This is a genomic window from uncultured Vagococcus sp., assembly GCF_963518325.1.
Taxonomy (GTDB): Bacteria; Bacillota; Bacilli; order Lactobacillales; family Vagococcaceae; genus Vagococcus_D.
The window spans coordinates 62604-78753 of record NZ_CAUQJB010000015.1 but is presented as its reverse complement, the minus strand read 5'-3'; the positions used below and the strand labels follow the sequence as shown (position 1 = coordinate 78753).

The following is a 16150-nucleotide window of genomic DNA, read 5'->3' as shown; positions in this document are numbered from 1 at the left end:
CAGATTCATAGAGGTCAGCATCAACCTCTTCCTCATACTCACGTTCTTCTTCGATTGCTTCTGTAATGTTATCACCATCTAAAACTAAGTCTTCATCGTATCCATCAACTACGTAATCGTCGGCGATATAATCGTCGGCAATCACTTCATCGATTACTTCTTCTGATAGTATCTCTTCTTCAGGCATTTGGCTACGAATCGCTTCCATATCTGATTCAGATTTAATATCAATTTTGTAATTTGTTAATTTTGCAGCTAAACGAGCATTTTGTCCTCGTTTTCCAATTGCCAGTGATAATTGATAATCAGGTACCACAACCGTACATGATTTTTCATTTTCTACAAAAAACACGTCAACGACTTGAGCTGGATTTAAGGCATTGGCGATAAAGATCGCTGGATCTTCGCTCCATTCCACAATATCCATATTTTCCCCTTTTAGTTCGTTAACAATTGCTTGCACACGCTGACCACGGGGGCCGACACAAGTGCCGACAGGATCAACGTTCTCATCACGAGAGCGGACTGCTACTTTTGCACGGTCGCCAGCTTCACGGGCAATGCTAACAATCTCAACAATGCCATCGTAAACTTCTGGAATTTCTTGTTCAAATAACCGTTTTAGTAAATCAGGATGACTACGGCTAACGAAAACCTGAGGCCCCTTCGAAGTGTTTTCTACTTTTGATACATAGACTTTAATTCGATCATGAGGTTGGTAAACTTCATTAGGAATTTGATCTTGGCGAGAGAGAACTGCTTCTATCTTCCCTAAATTCACATAGATGTAGCGGTTATCCTGACGTTCCACAATTCCTTGCATAATGTCATTTTCATAAGCGCTAAATTCATTGTAAATGATCGTTCTTTCAGCTTCACGGACACGTTGCAAAATTACTTGCTTCGCCGTTTGAGCCGCGATTCGACCAAAATCTTTCGGGGTTACTTCAAAGCGGATCTTATCACCTAATTCATAAGCACCATTTAGAACTAGCGCTTCTTTCAGGCTAACTTCAAGTTGGGAGTCCATGACTTCCTCTGTCACTTCTTTAACTGCGTAAACATGAATATTGCCTTTTTTGTGATCAAATTCAACTTCCACGTTTTGAGCTTGTCCGTAGTGACGTTTATAAGCAGACACTAATGCTGCTTCTAATGCGTCGATGACGATTTCTTTCGAAATGCCTTTTTCTACTTCCAATGCTTCTAGGGCATTCAACATTTCTTTACTCATTTTACTATGCCTCCGTTTGTCTTTATCTAGAACTGAATTGCTAATCTTGCTTTGGCAATATTTTTCCGTTCGAATGTGATGTCTTTTACTCTTGTCTTAATTTTAACTGTTAAGGTCAATTCGTCAGCTGTTAATTCTTTTAGCGTGCCGTTGAATTGTTTTTCCTTTTCAACCATCGTATACAAGGAGATATGAATGTATTCACCAACAGCATTTTCATAATCTGCTTCTTTCTTTAATGGTCGTTCAGCTCCAGGAGAAGAGACTTCTAAGAAGTAAGCTTGTGGGATCGGATCAGGATTCATCTCATCCATCGCATCACTTAACTTTTCACTAACTAACGCACATTCTTCGATATCAATGCCATTCGGTTTGTCAATAAAGACACGTAGAAACCAGTTTTTACCTTCCTTCACGAATTCTAGATCTACTAACTCTAAGTTTTGCTCTTCTAAGATTGGCGTGACAACCTTCGTAACAGTTTCCACTACACTACTCAATCCATTCGCCTCCTTCACGGGAATCTGTTTCTCCATCAAAAAGAGTGAGCGTTGTGCGCTCACTCTCTCATCAAGTATCAATCTTTGAATATTATATCATGTTTTTTCTGAAAACTCAACCAAAGTATGATTCCAACAACTTTTTTCTAGCTTTTCACTTAAAATGTGTGAATTTTCGCAAAATTTCCGCGAATTATCTCACAAGATTGCTCAAAATCCACTTGTTCTCCTGTTGATAATTGCCATTCCACTAATCGTTCCACACCGTTTTTCCCAATAACAGCTGGCACTGAGGCAAAAATACCTTCTTGCCCAAATTGCCCATCTAAATAAACAGAAACTGGCAGTACTTTACGTTCATCGTGAAAAATACTTTTAATCACCTCAACCAAGGCAGTGGCGATGCCAAATTCTGTAGAGCCCTTCCCTAACAAAACTTGATAACCACCGTCTTTTGTCTCCTGTAATACCTGCTCATAATTGAGTGCCGCCAAGTCTTGAGCACTTAAATAAGCCTCTAAAGGTTGACCGCTAATAGTGACATGGGACCAAGGAATCATTGCGGAGAAGCCATGCTCCCCCAAACAACAAGCTTGAATTGATTGACGGTTAACCTCCAAAAGCTTGGATAGCTGACTTTGAAGACGTGCCGAATCCAGTACGCAGCCCGTGCTTAAGATTTTTTCTTTTGGATACTCCAAATAAGATTGAATATACGTTGTAATAACATCTGCCGGATTAGATATGTTAATAATAAAGCCATCAAAGCCACTCTCCTGTAACTTTGGCAGTACGTCGTCTAAAACACTAACCAACTCTTCTAACTCGTCCAGACGGTCTTCACTAGGTCCAGAAGGTGGTCCCACACAAATGACGACACAATCGGCTCCTAGTAAATCTTGATACTCTCCCCCATAGGACGTAACGTGATGAGGCAAATAACTGACCGCATCGGATATATCCAAGGCCTGGGCTGTAGCTTTTTTCTGATCACAATCTATCAAGATCAATTCATCCACTTCCCCTTGAGTCGCCAAAGCAAAACCAACATGAGAGCCAACATGTCCTGCACCTATAATACCAATTTTCCTTGTATTCAACTAAAACACTCCTATCATTTTGCATAGTCTTTCGCTTTATTCATTAATCATACACTATTACCTCTTCTTTTTGAATAAATATTTAAGTCAGCCCTTGTTCTTCATGTATTTTAGCTAATTAAACTCATAAACAAGTCAGCCTAATTTCTTAATAATCATATAAATTAGCAACAAAAGAATTGGTAATTTACCGATTACTCGCTATAATAGTTTTTCACCGACTGAAAGAAGGAACGTTGTATGAAAATTATGTTATTGACTATCTGTTTAATTTTATTGTTTTGTCTATTAGGTTATTGGACCAATCGCCAACTCGAGGTCACAAAAGAAAGCTTGACCATTGATGCTCTCCCTGACACTCTTAATCATGCGCGAATTTTACACGTATCTGACATCCATTTTGGGCGTCTACGGGTCCCTCATAAAAAATTATTGGCCGCTGCAACTAAAGAAAAACCAGATCTCATTTTCGTTACTGGTGACACCATCGACCGGACAGAAGATGTGACTCTATCAGGCATACAAGCGGTCATTAATGAACTAGCCAAAATTGCCCCTACTTACGTCATTGAAGGAAATCATGAGACGACTAGCGGACAATATGAAGAGTGGCGGAAATTAATGTTAGACTCACAGGCTACTTTACTGGAAAACCAAGTCATATCCGTCAATCTAAAAGGCCAGCCCATTTCACTGATTGGCTTAAAAAATGGCATCACTGATCTACCTTTTGAAGAAAAAGCTAAAATTAACTCAGAATACCCAGCCTTTATCTTGGCCCATCATCCTGAAAATTTCAGTTTATATCTTGAACATTTTTTTATCTATCCTATCAAAGGGATTTTTTCTGGGCATGCTCATGGTGGACAAATCAGGCTCCCCTTTATCGACGGTCTCTTATCACCTAATCAAGGATTTTTCCCTAAATACACAAACGGTCCTTACCAACTTGCTGAAAAACCTGACACCACACTTTTCGTCAGCCGCGGCCTTGCAAATAGTACCTTTCCATTTAGAATCAATAACAAGCCCCATCTGATTAGCATAACTCTAAAAAAATAAAAACAAGGAGGTGCCTGGGACAGGCACCTCTTTGTTTTATAACATATCAAACAATGATAATTGGTTTTCATCTGGTAAACCTTCCAAAACACCATTTTCGGTCATATACTCGATAAGTGTCTTGGACACTTTCCCCCGATTGGCCAAATCTTCTTTTGATAAGAATTCTTGTTCTTCCCTTGCAATCATAATCTGTTTCGCCGCGTTACCACCTAAGCTGGGAACAGCTCTAAATGGCGCAATCAACGTATTCCCGTCAATTACAAAATTTTCTGCATCGGATTTATATAAATCAATCATACTAAAGTTATAGCCACGCTCAATCATCTCGTTACACAGCTCTAAGACTGTTAAGAGATTTTTTTCTTTGGTTGAAGCTTCTAACCCTTTATCAGTGATTTCTTTCATCCGTGCCTTAACCGCTTCTTTCCCTTGGGACATGGCAACCAAATCAAAGTCATCTGCCCGGACAGAAAAATAAGCAGCGTAGTAGAGAATCGGATAATAGACTTTAAAGTAAGCGACTCGTAAAGCCATCAACACATAGGCAGCTGCATGGGCTTTCGGGAACATGTACTTGATTTTCAAACATGAATCAATGTACCACTCTTGAATGCCCGCGGCTCGCATATCCACTTGCCAGTCATCAGGAATCCCTTTTCCTTTACGGACGCTTTCCATTATTTTAAAAGCTAAGCCATCTTCCAAGCCGTTGTGAATTAAATAAACCATAATATCATCACGACAACCGATAACTTGAGCCAAGGTTTGTTTCCCTTGGCGAATCAGCTCTTCTGCATTTCCTAACCACACGTCTGTCCCATGAGAGAGACCGGAAATTTGCAGCAACTCAGCAAATGTCGTTGGGTGAGTCTGCTCCAACATGCCCCGCACAAATTTAGTCCCAAATTCAGGAATGCCCAGAGATCCTGTTTTCGAATAAATCTGATCAGGCTCAACACCTAGTACTTGTGGGCCTGAGAAAATCCGCATCACTTCTGGATCATCCGTTGGGATCGTTTTAGGATCAATCCCTGATAAATCCTGTAGCATTCTAATAACCGTTGGATCATCATGTCCCAGAATATCAAGTTTCAGAACGTTATCATGAATCGAGTGAAAGTCAAAGTGAGTCGTTTTCCAATCAGCATTTTGATCATCTGCTGGATATTGAATCGGTGTGAAATCATAGACATCCATGTAATCGGGAATAACAATAATCCCCCCTGGATGCTGACCTGTCGTCCGTTTGACACCAGTGGAGCCCTTAGCCAAACGATCTATTTCCGCATTACGCAAGTTCATGTTATTGTCCCGCTCATAGCCTTTAACAAAGCCGTAAGCCGTCTTATCAGCCACGGTACCTATCGTTCCAGCTTTATATACATATTCATCACCAAACAAATCTTTAGTGTACTCGTGGGCTTTCGCCTGATAATCACCGGAAAAGTTTAAATCGATATCGGGAACTTTATCTCCGTGGAAACCCAAAAAGGTTTCAAATGGAATGTCATGACCGTCTTTGAAAAGACGCACATCGCAGGTAGGGCATTGTTTTTCTGGTAAATCAAAACCAGAACCAATCGACCCATCTTCGAAAAATTCTGTATACTGACATTTAGGACAGCGGTAATGAGGAGCCAAGGGGTTCACCTCGGTAATCCCTGTCATCGTCGCCACAAAACTTGAACCAACCGATCCCCGAGACCCAACCAAATAACCATTTTCCAAACTCTTATGAACGAGCTTTTGTGAAATCAAATAAATAACTGAGAAGCCATTCCCAATAATACTGTCCAGCTCTTTTTTCAATCGTTTCTCAACAATCTCCGGTAAAGGATCGCCATAGAGACGTTTTGCTTCGTTATAACTCAAGTCTGTGATTTCCTGCTCCGCGCCTTCAATTTTAGGCGTGTAAAGATCGGTTTTAACTGGGGTAATTTCCTCAAACCAACTGGCCACCAAATTCGTATTTTCCACGACAACTTTTTTCGCCAACTCACTTCCTAGAAACTGGAAGTCATTAAGCATTTCGTCGGTTGTTCTAAAGTGGACATCTGGCAGTGAATGACGGTTTAAAGGATTGGCGCCACCCATGGAATTAACTAAAATTTTACGATAGATTGCATCGGTCTTATCAATGTAATGAACATTTCCTGTAGCCACAACGGGTTTATCCAGTTCATCGCCAATCTTAACCAAATTACGGATGATGTCTTCCAAATCATTCTCATTTTTAACTAACTCTTGTTCAAGTAGATGAGCATACACTGGTTTTGGCATAATCTCGATGTAATCGTAGAACTTAGCACGTTTTTTAGCTTCTTCAATTCCCTTTTGCATCATCGCTTCAAAAATCTCACCACCGCTACAAGCTGATCCAATGACCAAACCTTCACGTAATTTGCTTAACTGAGAACGGGGTATCCGTGGAATCCGATAATAAAAATCGATATTAGACATGGAAATTAGTTTAAATAAATTCTTTAAGCCTGCTTGTGTCGTGGCCATCACTGTTGCATGGAATGGGCGGGCCCGTTTATAAGAATCCCCTTCACCGACATGCTCATTAAATTCATCGTGGAAATGAATATTGTGCTCGTCTTTGGCCTTTTTCAAGAAAATCCAACACAAATGTCCCGTTGTTTCTGAATCATAAACGGCTCTATGGTGTTGTTCCAAGCCGACGCCATATTTTTTAGCGATCGTATTCAACCGGTGACTCTTCCAGTCAGGATGCAAGAAGCGCGATAATTCCAAAGTATCAATTACCGAATTAGGCGCTTCAGGAATATCATACTTTTCATAACTGGTATTTAAGAACCCCATATCAAAACTGGCATTATGAGCAACTAATATATCTTCTTCACAAAATTCTCGGAACATCTTTAACACTTCTTCTTCCGATTTGGAATTGCGAACCATGTCGTCAGTAATACCTGTTAGGTTAATGGTCGTCTGTGACAGAGGATGACCTGGGTTTATAAATTGCTCAAAGGTGTCGATGACATTCCCTTTGTGCATTTTAACAGCTGCCAACTCAATAATCGTATCGTAAACAGCCGACAATCCCGTGGTCTCAACGTCAAAGACTACATAAGTCGCATCAGTTAACTCGATGTGACGGGAATTATAAGCAATCGGAACCCCATCATCCACCACATTGGCTTCTATTCCATATAAAATCTTAATGCCGTGCTTCTTTCCAGCACTATGAGCATCGGGGAAAGCTTGTGCACCAGCATGATCGGTAATTGCTACTGCAGGCATGCCCCACTTAGCCGCCTGCGTCACCAAGTCAGTGGCGCTTTTGACCGCGTCCATGGTGCTCATATTCGTATGGAGATGTAATTCAACCCGCTTTTCACCTTCAGGAGCTAAATCTTTTCGTCCGGCTTTTTTGACCTCCATCAAATCCCGGCCATTCATAACCAAGTCTTTCATGAAGGTGTCTTCTTGGACGCTGCCGCGAACACGTAACCAGCTACCTTTTTTAATCGCCGCAAAGACGGCCTCATCTTGAGCCCCATTAGAGAATTTCTTAACAGCAAATGAAGAGGTATAATCCGTTAACTTGACGACGAGGATTTGACGTCCTGATCTCAAATCTCGGACTTCCACATCAAAGACAAAGCCTTCAATTACCACACTGCGCTCTTCGTCAATAATCGCGCTCATCGGCATAATTGGCTCATCGTTATTAATTTGGCGACCCATTTGAACGGGTCCTTCAAGGGCAGGTGCTTCGGTCTTTTTCTTTTCCTTTAGCTGCTCGTTCTTTTCAATCGCGGCCGCAGCCTCTTCCATCATCTTCTCCTGCTGCTCCTGTTGGCGAGCCGCAAAAGCTTTGCGGTTTTCTTCCGCCTTCTGCTCATTAACACGGGGATCGATTCTAATGCGGGGGAAACCAAACTCCTGATAGGCCAATTCAACAGCTGGCAAATACTGCTGTTTTAAGTAGCCAAGAACCCCTTCATTATCGACCAAAATAACAATCCGATCCTCATCTATAAAGGGTAGTTGATCCTTAAGAGCACCATTGACAATCGCTTTATTACACTGAGCGTTACTAACAGCTAAGGCCCAATAATCTTTTAACTGATCATCTGTATAGGTAGAGTCAGTCGCTAAAATGTGCATGCGAATAGTGGCAATGGACTCAAATGCCATTGTCAATTTTTGGCTAAGTAGCGAATATAAGTTAATCGGCAAAATTTCCGGAAAACGTAAATAAAATTCCCAGACGCGACTTTGTTTATGGACAATCACTTTTTCAACTTGTCCCTGACGAATCAGAGAATCATGTCTAGTGGTTTCATCTAAATTCATCTGGTCAACTAGTTTGGCAAATAATTCTTGCGGATTTAATGACACGCTATAACCTCCTTGAAAAACTTTATTAAGCTGTGTGCCGTACATAAAACAATCAACTAGACCCTAATCTTCCGCAGGCCCAGTATAAACTGCTTATTTAAACGAAAGAGACACTCAACAAAAGAATTGCTGAGGTGCCTCTTTTACATTTCTATTATACTCTTTTTTGAGCTATTTTTCCAATCAACTAGTCGTTGGTTTCAGGATTTAACAAAATACTCAAGGTACTTGTCAACTCGTCTTTGCGAACTTCAAGGGTTTCACCCGTTTGGCGAATCTTAACTTCCACAATACCGTCTACCGCTTTTTTACCAATCGTAATTCTAATTGGCAAACCAATTAAATCGGCGTCTTTAAACTTAACGCCTGGCCGCTCTTTACGGTCATCTACTAACACATCGTAACCCGCTTGAAGCATCACATCTTCAATTTCTTTTGTTAGCTTCATTTGGTACTCATCATTTAAGTTAATCGGCACCAAATGTAAATCAAATGGCGCAATTCCCTTAGGCCAGTTCATGCCATTTTCATCAGCGTTTTGTTCCACTATCGCTGAAATTAAACGACTAACGCCGATTCCATAACTGCCCATAATGACCGGGATATCACGACCGTTTTCATCTAAAACCGTCGCCCCCATAGTCTCACTGTAACGAGTCCCTAATTTAAAGATATGCCCAATTTCTATACCTTGGGTAAATTGCAGTACCCCTTCACCATCAGGAGACGGATCACCCTCTTGGACAAAACGTAAATCTTCATAAGCAACCGGTTCGAAATCTCGACCTGGATTCACATTGGTCAAATGGAAACCAGTCTCATTGGCACCTGTAATTGCATTTTGTAAATCTTGCACGTACAAATCCGCCACTAATTTAACACCTTCTGGCAAATCAACTGGTCCGATTGAGCCAAATTCCGCCCCAAAAACGTCTGACGCTTCTTCTGGGGTTGCGGGCTCTAAGAAATCAGCTTTTAAGTAATTTTTTAATTTAACGTCATTGACTTCATGGTCACCTCTAACAAGCGCCATTACTAACTCACCATCTGCTGTAAAAAGGACAGATTTAATGGTGTGTTGCGCACCTTTATCAAAGAAATTCACCACTTGGTCAATCGTTTCCACATTAGGTGTGGCCACCTTTTCTTTTTCTAAAATTGACGCATGAGTATTTGGCGGTGTATAAAGGCTCGTCGCCATCTCCAAATTCGCCGCATAGTCGCTTTCAGATGAATAGCAAATTGTGTCTTCACCAATATCAGCGATTGCCATAAATTCTTTAGAATCACTGCCACCCATGGCACCACCGTCACCGATAATTCCACGGAAATCTAACCCACAACGTTCAAAAATACGTGTATAAGCCTTATCGTATAAACGATAGCCTTCATCCAAACTTTCATCGGTGGCATGGAATGAGTAGCCATCTTTCATAATAAATTCTCGACCTCTTAACAGACCATAACGAGGACGTTTTTCATCACGGTATTTCGTTTGTATTTGATACAAGGACAGAGGTAGACGTTTATATGAGGCAATTTCATTTTTTATCAACTCAGCGAAGGTTTCTTCATGAGTGGGTGCCATGATAAAATCACGATGATGACGGTCTTGTAATTTCATCAATAGCGGCCCATACGTTTCGTAACGACCTGATTTTTCCCATAATTCAGCAGGCACAATCGCTGGCATTAACATTTCTACTGCTTCAATCGCTTCAAATTCTTCTCGCATAATCTGCTTGATCTTTTCCAACACTCGATTCGCCAATGGCAAATAACTGTAAACACCACTGGTTACTTGACGAATATACCCCGCTCTAAGTAACATCTGATGACTGACAACTTCAGCATCACTTGGAACTTCCCGCAATGTGGGAATTAACATTTTTGACTGTTTCATAAAAAAAAATCTCCTTTTCCAACTCTAACTTTTTACCTAAAGAAAAAACGCATAATATCATTCCAAGTCACTAGGACCATTAAAATCATGATAAAAGCAAACCCAACAATTGTAATCTTCCCTTCACTTTCAGGGCTTAATGGTTTACGTCGAATCCCTTCAACAATGTTTAAGACAATTTTCCCACCATCTAAAGCCGGAATTGGCAATAGATTCATAATTCCCAAGTTAATGCTCAACATGGCCATAAAGTTTAGAATAACAATAAGTCCTTCATTGGCAACTTGTGAGGATATTTGGAAAATCATGACAGGGCCACCTAGTTTATTTAAACTAAAACCAAAAATCAAATCTTTCACGGCGACTATTAAAACCGTAGCGCTGGCAATCGTTTTAGCTACAGCCGCTTGTATCTTGCCACCAAAACTCAACTCGGTAAATTTAGAACCACTATTAATCCCAATTCTAACAGTTGAACTGCCATCTTTGAGCTTTTCACTTTTAGGTGTCATGCTTAGAACTTTTTCTTGTCCTTCGCGCTCAACGACAACCTCAACCTTTTTATCTTTATTTGCTTCGACAGCCGTTACAATATCTTCAAAGCTAGCTGTTTTTTGGCCGTCAATTTCAACAATCCGATCACCTGGCTTGACACCAGCTTCATCTGCGACGCCACCTTGAACCACGCCACCAATCAGATTACTAGGATCCGTCTCTGTTAACCCACCTTGCATAAACATCACAATCGTGAAAATAACAAAGGTTAAAATAAAATTAAATAATGGTCCAGCGAAATTTGTCAAGAAACGTTTATATAACTTAGCCGACTGGAATTGGACGTCTTTAGGGGCGATACGTACCTCCGTACCATCTCCTTCAATAATCGAGGCATCATGATCCACACTGTAGCGAGTTTCCTGCTGCTCATCTCCGTTAACATATCCCGTAATATATAGTTCCTCTTCTAAGTCAAACTTAATCACTTCAATAGGAACACTGTTTGGGAGCTGCACCTTATGACTGGTGTTAATTCTTGTAACCACTTGCTGGTCATTTAATTCCAATGAAATCGGCTGTCCAGGGGTGATTTCCACCTCTTCTTCGCCAACTCCAGCCATTCTTACGTATCCGCCAATCGGCAGTAATCGCAAGGTATAGGTTGTGCCATCTTTACCACGGTGAGCAAAAAGCTTTGGGCCCATACCGATTGAAAACTCACGAACTAAAATTCCTGACCATTTAGCAAACAGAAAATGGCCTAATTCATGAACGATGACAATGACACAAAAAACAAATATAAATGTTAAAATTGTTTTCATCTGCGCTCTCCTTCCTTTATTTTATTGTATACACTCTGTCTTACTCGTTGATCTTCTGCTAATAATTGTTCCAAACTGACGACTGCCTGAGCCTGATGGTCAGTTACGGCCTGTTGAACATAATATTCAATATCCAAATAAGAAATGCGCCCTTCTAAGAAAGCTGCCACAGCCACTTCATTGGCGCCGTTTAAAGCAGTCGGCATCGTTCCCCCTACTTCACCTACCTCATAAGCAAGCTTTAATAAAGGAAACCTCACAAAATCCATCTCTTCAAACTGTAAACTGCCAATCCTGGCTAAATCAAAGGGCTTCGGCTCTTTAATTGGCAAGCGCACTGGATAAGTTAAGGCATATTGAATCGGTTCACGCATGTCGCTAGCCCCTAATTGAGCCAGATAAGCGCCATCCTGCATGATAACCATTGAATGAATAATGCTTTGACGATGTAAAACAACTTTTATTTTATCATAATTCAGACCAAACAGCCATCTTGCTTCAATAACTTCTAGCCCTTTATTCATCATGGTCGCTGAATCAATGGTTATTTTAGGTCCCATAGCCCAATTTGGGTGGTTTAATGCCCCTTTGACGGTTACCTCTTTTAGTTGCTCCCGAGTGTAGTCACGAAAACTCCCTCCAGAGGCTGTGATTAGTAATTCTGACACATTTTCTTTAGGTTGTCCCTCTAGGCATTGAAAAATTGCCGAATGCTCACTATCAACTGGTAAAATTCTGACCTGTTTTTCAGCTGCCGCCGCCATGACTAATTCGCCCCCCATAACCAAGGTTTCTTTATTAGCTAAGGCGATTTCTTTACGAGCTTCAATGGCCGCTAAGGTCGGTTCTAAGCCAACGCTGCCCATAATCCCAGTCAACACCAACTCAACCTCAGAAAGGGTTGCCGCTTCAATCAGCCCCTCAACACCATAGCCAAAACTCACATGAGGAAATTCCATCTGCAAGGTACTGGCAATCGCCTCAGTCCCCACAGCCACATACAAAGGATTAAACTGCTTTATTAACTGTCGACCAAGGGTGATGTTTTGATTAAAAGAAAAGCTGACTAATTGAAAGTGTTCAGCATAAGCGGTTATGACTTCAAGGGCACTGGTTCCGATGGAGCCAGTCGCCCCTAATAAACAGATTTGTTTCATACTCAGCCTCCTACTCTAAAATTGCGCTTTAAACAGACAAAAGAAGGCTGGAACAAAAGGTTCCAGCACTTCTCAGCTAAGGTGCTATCCCACATTTAAAAGATGCCTAAGAGATGCATCACTGGAAAGACAAATAACATGCTGTCAAAACGATCTAAAATACCGCCATGGCCCGGTAAAATTGTTCCTGAATCCTTGACACCATAATGGCGTTTAAAGGCAGACTCAACTAAATCACCCATTTGCCCGACCATTGAAAATATCACGGTGAACAACAACATTACCCACATCTCATAACCAAAATACTTTTGAGCCGGATAAAAGATGAAAAATATCGCTGCCACCACAACTGCAGAAACCACGCCACCAAGAGAACCTTCTAAGGTTTTATTAGGTGAAATCGCCGGCGCTAACTTACGTTTCCCTAACTGGCGGCCAATCATATAGGCGCCTATATCCGTACTCCAAACCACTAGTAAACCGTACATCAGTATCGTTAAATCTGCTGTTGTCCCACGGGCCAATAGAAAACTTTTGAAGCCCATTCCCACATATAAACTAACCAGTACCGGAAAGGCCGCTTCATCAAAGGTATAAGTGTTTTTAGAAAAAACGGCAGCCGTTAACAATACCATCATCAAGACATAAAATAAGATATAGGTGTCTGACTTCTCGGGTAAAAAGAAAAACCAAACCTCTCTTGGCAAGACCAGAGCAACCGCTCCTAAAGCGGCCAAAATGCCCTCAAAACTGACTAATTGCAGCCCCTTCATTTTAAACAATTCATAAACACCAACGACAGCCAAAGCTGCTGCGGTTAATTGAATGGCAAAGCCGCCATAGATAATAACTGGAATAAATAATGCCAGGGCGACAACTGCTGTAATAACACGTTGCTTCATAACTAGCTTTCTCCTTCTTTCGATGTAACATTTTCGCTATCTGACGTCTCAGTTAACCCGCCAAAACGTCGATTACGGTGTTGATATGAAGCCAAAGCCTGTTCCAAATGTTCTTCGTCAAAATCAGGCCATAAAGCGTCTGTAAAGAACAGCTCGCTATAAGCAATCTGCCATAATAAGAAATTACTGATGCGCTCTTCCCCACTCGTTCTAATCAAGAGATCCGGATCTTGCAAGTCATGACCTAGAGACGCCGTCATCAAATGCTCCGAAAATAGTTCTTCCGTCACCTCGGTCACCAGTTCACCTGCTACTGCTTGAGCAACCAACTCATTTACAGCGGTCAAAATCTCAGCTCGACTGCCATAATTTAAAGCAAAATTCAAAATCATACCTGTGTTATTTTTGGTTTGTTCCATGGCTTCAGCCACCGCTTTTTTGGTATGTGCTGGCAGAAACTCAACATATCCCATCACATTGACCTTAACATTTTCAGCGATTAACTCAGGCACAAAAGCATCAAAAAATTCCACAGGTAATTGCATTAAATAATCAACTTCATCTGTCGGTCGTTTCCAATTTTCCGTTGAAAAAGCATAAAGTGTTAAAACTTTCACTCCCAAGCGGCTGGCTTTCTTGGTTATTTTTTTTACATTGTTCATGCCCTCTTTATGGCCGGCTATCCGTGGTAAACGACGATTTTGCGCCCAACGGCCATTACCATCCATAATAACTGCTACATGGGCTGGAATGTCTCCCTCATGATCGAGAGTCCATTCAGTATTAGCATTGATGTACTTTTCTTTTTGAGGAAATAAACGAAACATCATAAGCCTCCCTTTACAAACTTTCTAGTCTTTATCATTGTAGCAAAATAAACAACAAAATCCTATTAAAAGAGCGGATTATCGGCGATTTCTCACTAATTAACGGGTAAATTTAAATAATAATTTAAATTCTTTACTCAAACCACAAAAAAAGTTGATCCTTAAATCCCTTTTATAGCAATCGACTGTTCTATTCGATTCACCTTAAAGAAGACTTAGAAAACTCTTTCCCCTCTCAAACTCATTGATTATCGAGTAAGCCAGTCTACTTTGCAGTAACACTAAATTCTGTCCACTGGATTAGCAAATAAAAAAACCTCCTAGTAAACCAATTGGTTTGTCGGGAGGCTCCTCTATACTTTGGTCGCAAACCAGGCCGGAATTATTAAACGTCTAATAATTCCGTTTCTTTTGCAACAGTAATCTTATCGATTGATTTTGTGCTGTTATCTGTTAACTCTTGGACTTCTTTTTCATAAGTGCGCAATTCGTCTTCAGAAATATCTTTTGCTTTTTCTTTTTTCTTCAATTCATCAATCGCATCGCGACGAATATTACGAACAGCAACTTTAGCATTTTCAGCATACTTGCCAACTTCCTTCGCTAAATCCTTACGACGATCTTCCGTTAATTGCGGAATCACCAAACGAATAACGTTACCATCGTTAGCTGGCGTAATACCGATATCACTTTGATTAATTGCTTTTTCGATGTCTTCAATTGAATTTTTATCGAAAGGCGTAATCATCAAAACACGTGCTTCTGGAATCGTAATTGACGCTAAAGCGTTTAATGGCGTTGGCGCTCCATAATATAACACTTGTACACGGTCCAATAAACTAGCATTAGCACGCCCAGCTCTCAATTGACCTAATTCGCGACTTAAACTCTCTTCTGCTTTGACCATTCTCTCTTTAGCTGAATCTAAAATCTCTTTAACCATTGTTTATTTCCCCCTTACTGTTGTGCCGATATTCTCACCTAAACAAACTCGCTTAATGTTGCCTCGTTGGTTTAAATTAAAGACAACCAGTGGAATATCATTATCCATACTTAAAGAACTTGCTGTTGAATCCATGACCGCTAACCCTTTTGAAATAACGTCTAAATGAGTTAATTCAGTAAATTTCGTTGCATCTGCATTATGCTTAGGATCAGATGAATAAACCCCATCTACATTGTTTTTAGCCATTAAAATAACATCAGCATTAATCTCAGCTGCTCTTAAAGCGGCTGTTGTATCCGTAGAGAAGTACGGGTTACCAGTACCTGCTGCGAAGATTACGACACGGCCTTTTTCTAAATGACGAACCGCACGACGGCGAATGTACGGTTCAGCAATTTGACGCATGTCAATTGACGTTTGAACTCGAGTTGGCACACCTAGATTTTCCAAGGTATCTTGTAGAGCCAGGGCGTTCATTACAGTAGCTAACATCCCCATGTAATCCGCTTGAGCACGTTCCATTCCCATTTCAGCGCCAATCGTTCCACGCCAAATGTTTCCTCCACCAACAACAATGGCAATCTCAATGCCTAATTCGTGAACTTCTTTTATTTCTTTACCAATCTCTTCAATTGTTGGGGGTTTAATGCCAAAGCCAGCATCACCGGCAAGTGCTTCACCGCTTACTTTCAAAATAACTCGTTTATATTTAGGTTCAACCATCAATATTACCTCCGTTTTCCTACTACCTTATTTTATCACAGTTTACCGATTCCGAACATGTTCTATCTGGCTTCCAGTTAAAAATTCTCAATACTCATTAACT

Annotated in this window: 11 protein-coding genes and 1 pseudogene; 1 reads left to right on the top strand and 11 read right to left on the bottom strand. The window is 40.8% G+C overall.

Features of this window, described 5'->3' with window-relative positions:
- Positions 1 to 198: 198 nt before the first annotated feature.
- The 3 genes and pseudogenes from nusA to RWN13_RS13305 form a co-directional block, all read right to left on the bottom strand.
- Positions 199 to 1234 (bottom strand): annotated as a pseudogene (nusA, locus tag RWN13_RS13315) (transcription termination factor NusA); the annotation flags it as partial.
- 26 nt (positions 1235 to 1260) lie between these two features.
- A complete protein-coding gene (gene rimP, locus RWN13_RS13310; RefSeq protein ID WP_314064444.1) occupies positions 1261 to 1734 on the bottom strand; it encodes a ribosome maturation factor RimP in 474 nt (157 codons plus the stop codon).
- Between the two features lie 158 nt (positions 1735 to 1892).
- Positions 1893 to 2834 (bottom strand): L-lactate dehydrogenase, encoded by a 942-nt coding sequence (locus RWN13_RS13305; RefSeq protein WP_314064442.1) that lies wholly within the window; start codon positions 2832 to 2834, stop codon positions 1893 to 1895.
- 240 nt (positions 2835 to 3074) lie between these two features.
- On the opposite strand from RWN13_RS13305, the gene RWN13_RS13300 reads away from it, so the two are divergent.
- Positions 3075 to 3896, top strand: coding sequence for a metallophosphoesterase (locus RWN13_RS13300; protein ID WP_314064440.1), 822 nt, complete (start codon positions 3075 to 3077; stop codon positions 3894 to 3896).
- 36 nt (positions 3897 to 3932) lie between these two features.
- Here RWN13_RS13300 and RWN13_RS13295 read toward each other — a convergent pair whose 3' ends face one another.
- From RWN13_RS13295 to pyrH, 8 genes are all read right to left on the bottom strand, one after another.
- Positions 3933 to 8270 carry a PolC-type DNA polymerase III gene (locus RWN13_RS13295; RefSeq protein WP_399553670.1) on the bottom strand — a complete coding sequence of 1446 codons (4338 nt, stop codon included), beginning with the start codon at positions 8268 to 8270 and terminating at the stop codon, positions 3933 to 3935.
- Between the two features lie 187 nt (positions 8271 to 8457).
- The gene (locus RWN13_RS13290; RefSeq protein WP_314064433.1) at positions 8458 to 10173 is read right to left on the bottom strand and encodes a proline--tRNA ligase; all 1716 of its coding nucleotides are present in this window, start codon (positions 10171 to 10173) and stop codon (positions 8458 to 8460) included.
- Positions 10174 to 10205: 32 nt separating this feature from the next.
- Positions 10206 to 11492: an RIP metalloprotease RseP gene (rseP, locus tag RWN13_RS13285; protein ID WP_314064430.1), complete on the bottom strand. Its 1287-nt coding sequence runs from the start codon at positions 11490 to 11492 to the stop codon at positions 10206 to 10208.
- Positions 11489 to 12649, bottom strand: a complete 1161-nt coding sequence (locus RWN13_RS13280) for a 1-deoxy-D-xylulose-5-phosphate reductoisomerase (RefSeq protein ID WP_314064427.1) — start codon at positions 12647 to 12649, stop codon at positions 11489 to 11491. Before RWN13_RS13280 ends, rseP begins: the two co-directional genes overlap by 4 nt.
- Before the next feature lie 95 nt (positions 12650 to 12744).
- Positions 12745 to 13551 (bottom strand): phosphatidate cytidylyltransferase, encoded by an 807-nt coding sequence (locus RWN13_RS13275; RefSeq protein ID WP_314064424.1) that lies wholly within the window; start codon positions 13549 to 13551, stop codon positions 12745 to 12747.
- 2 nt (positions 13552 to 13553) lie between these two features.
- Positions 13554 to 14378, bottom strand: coding sequence for an isoprenyl transferase (locus RWN13_RS13270; RefSeq protein ID WP_314064421.1), 825 nt, complete (start codon positions 14376 to 14378; stop codon positions 13554 to 13556).
- A 385-nt stretch (positions 14379 to 14763) separates the two neighbouring features.
- On the bottom strand, positions 14764 to 15321 hold the full coding sequence (gene frr / locus RWN13_RS13265) for a ribosome recycling factor (protein ID WP_314064418.1): 558 nt from the start codon (positions 15319 to 15321) through the stop codon (positions 14764 to 14766).
- Positions 15322 to 15324: 3 nt separating this feature from the next.
- Entirely contained in the window at positions 15325 to 16047 is a 723-nt protein-coding gene (pyrH, locus tag RWN13_RS13260) for a UMP kinase (RefSeq protein ID WP_314064415.1), read from the bottom strand.
- Positions 16048 to 16150: the final 103 nt, after the last annotated feature.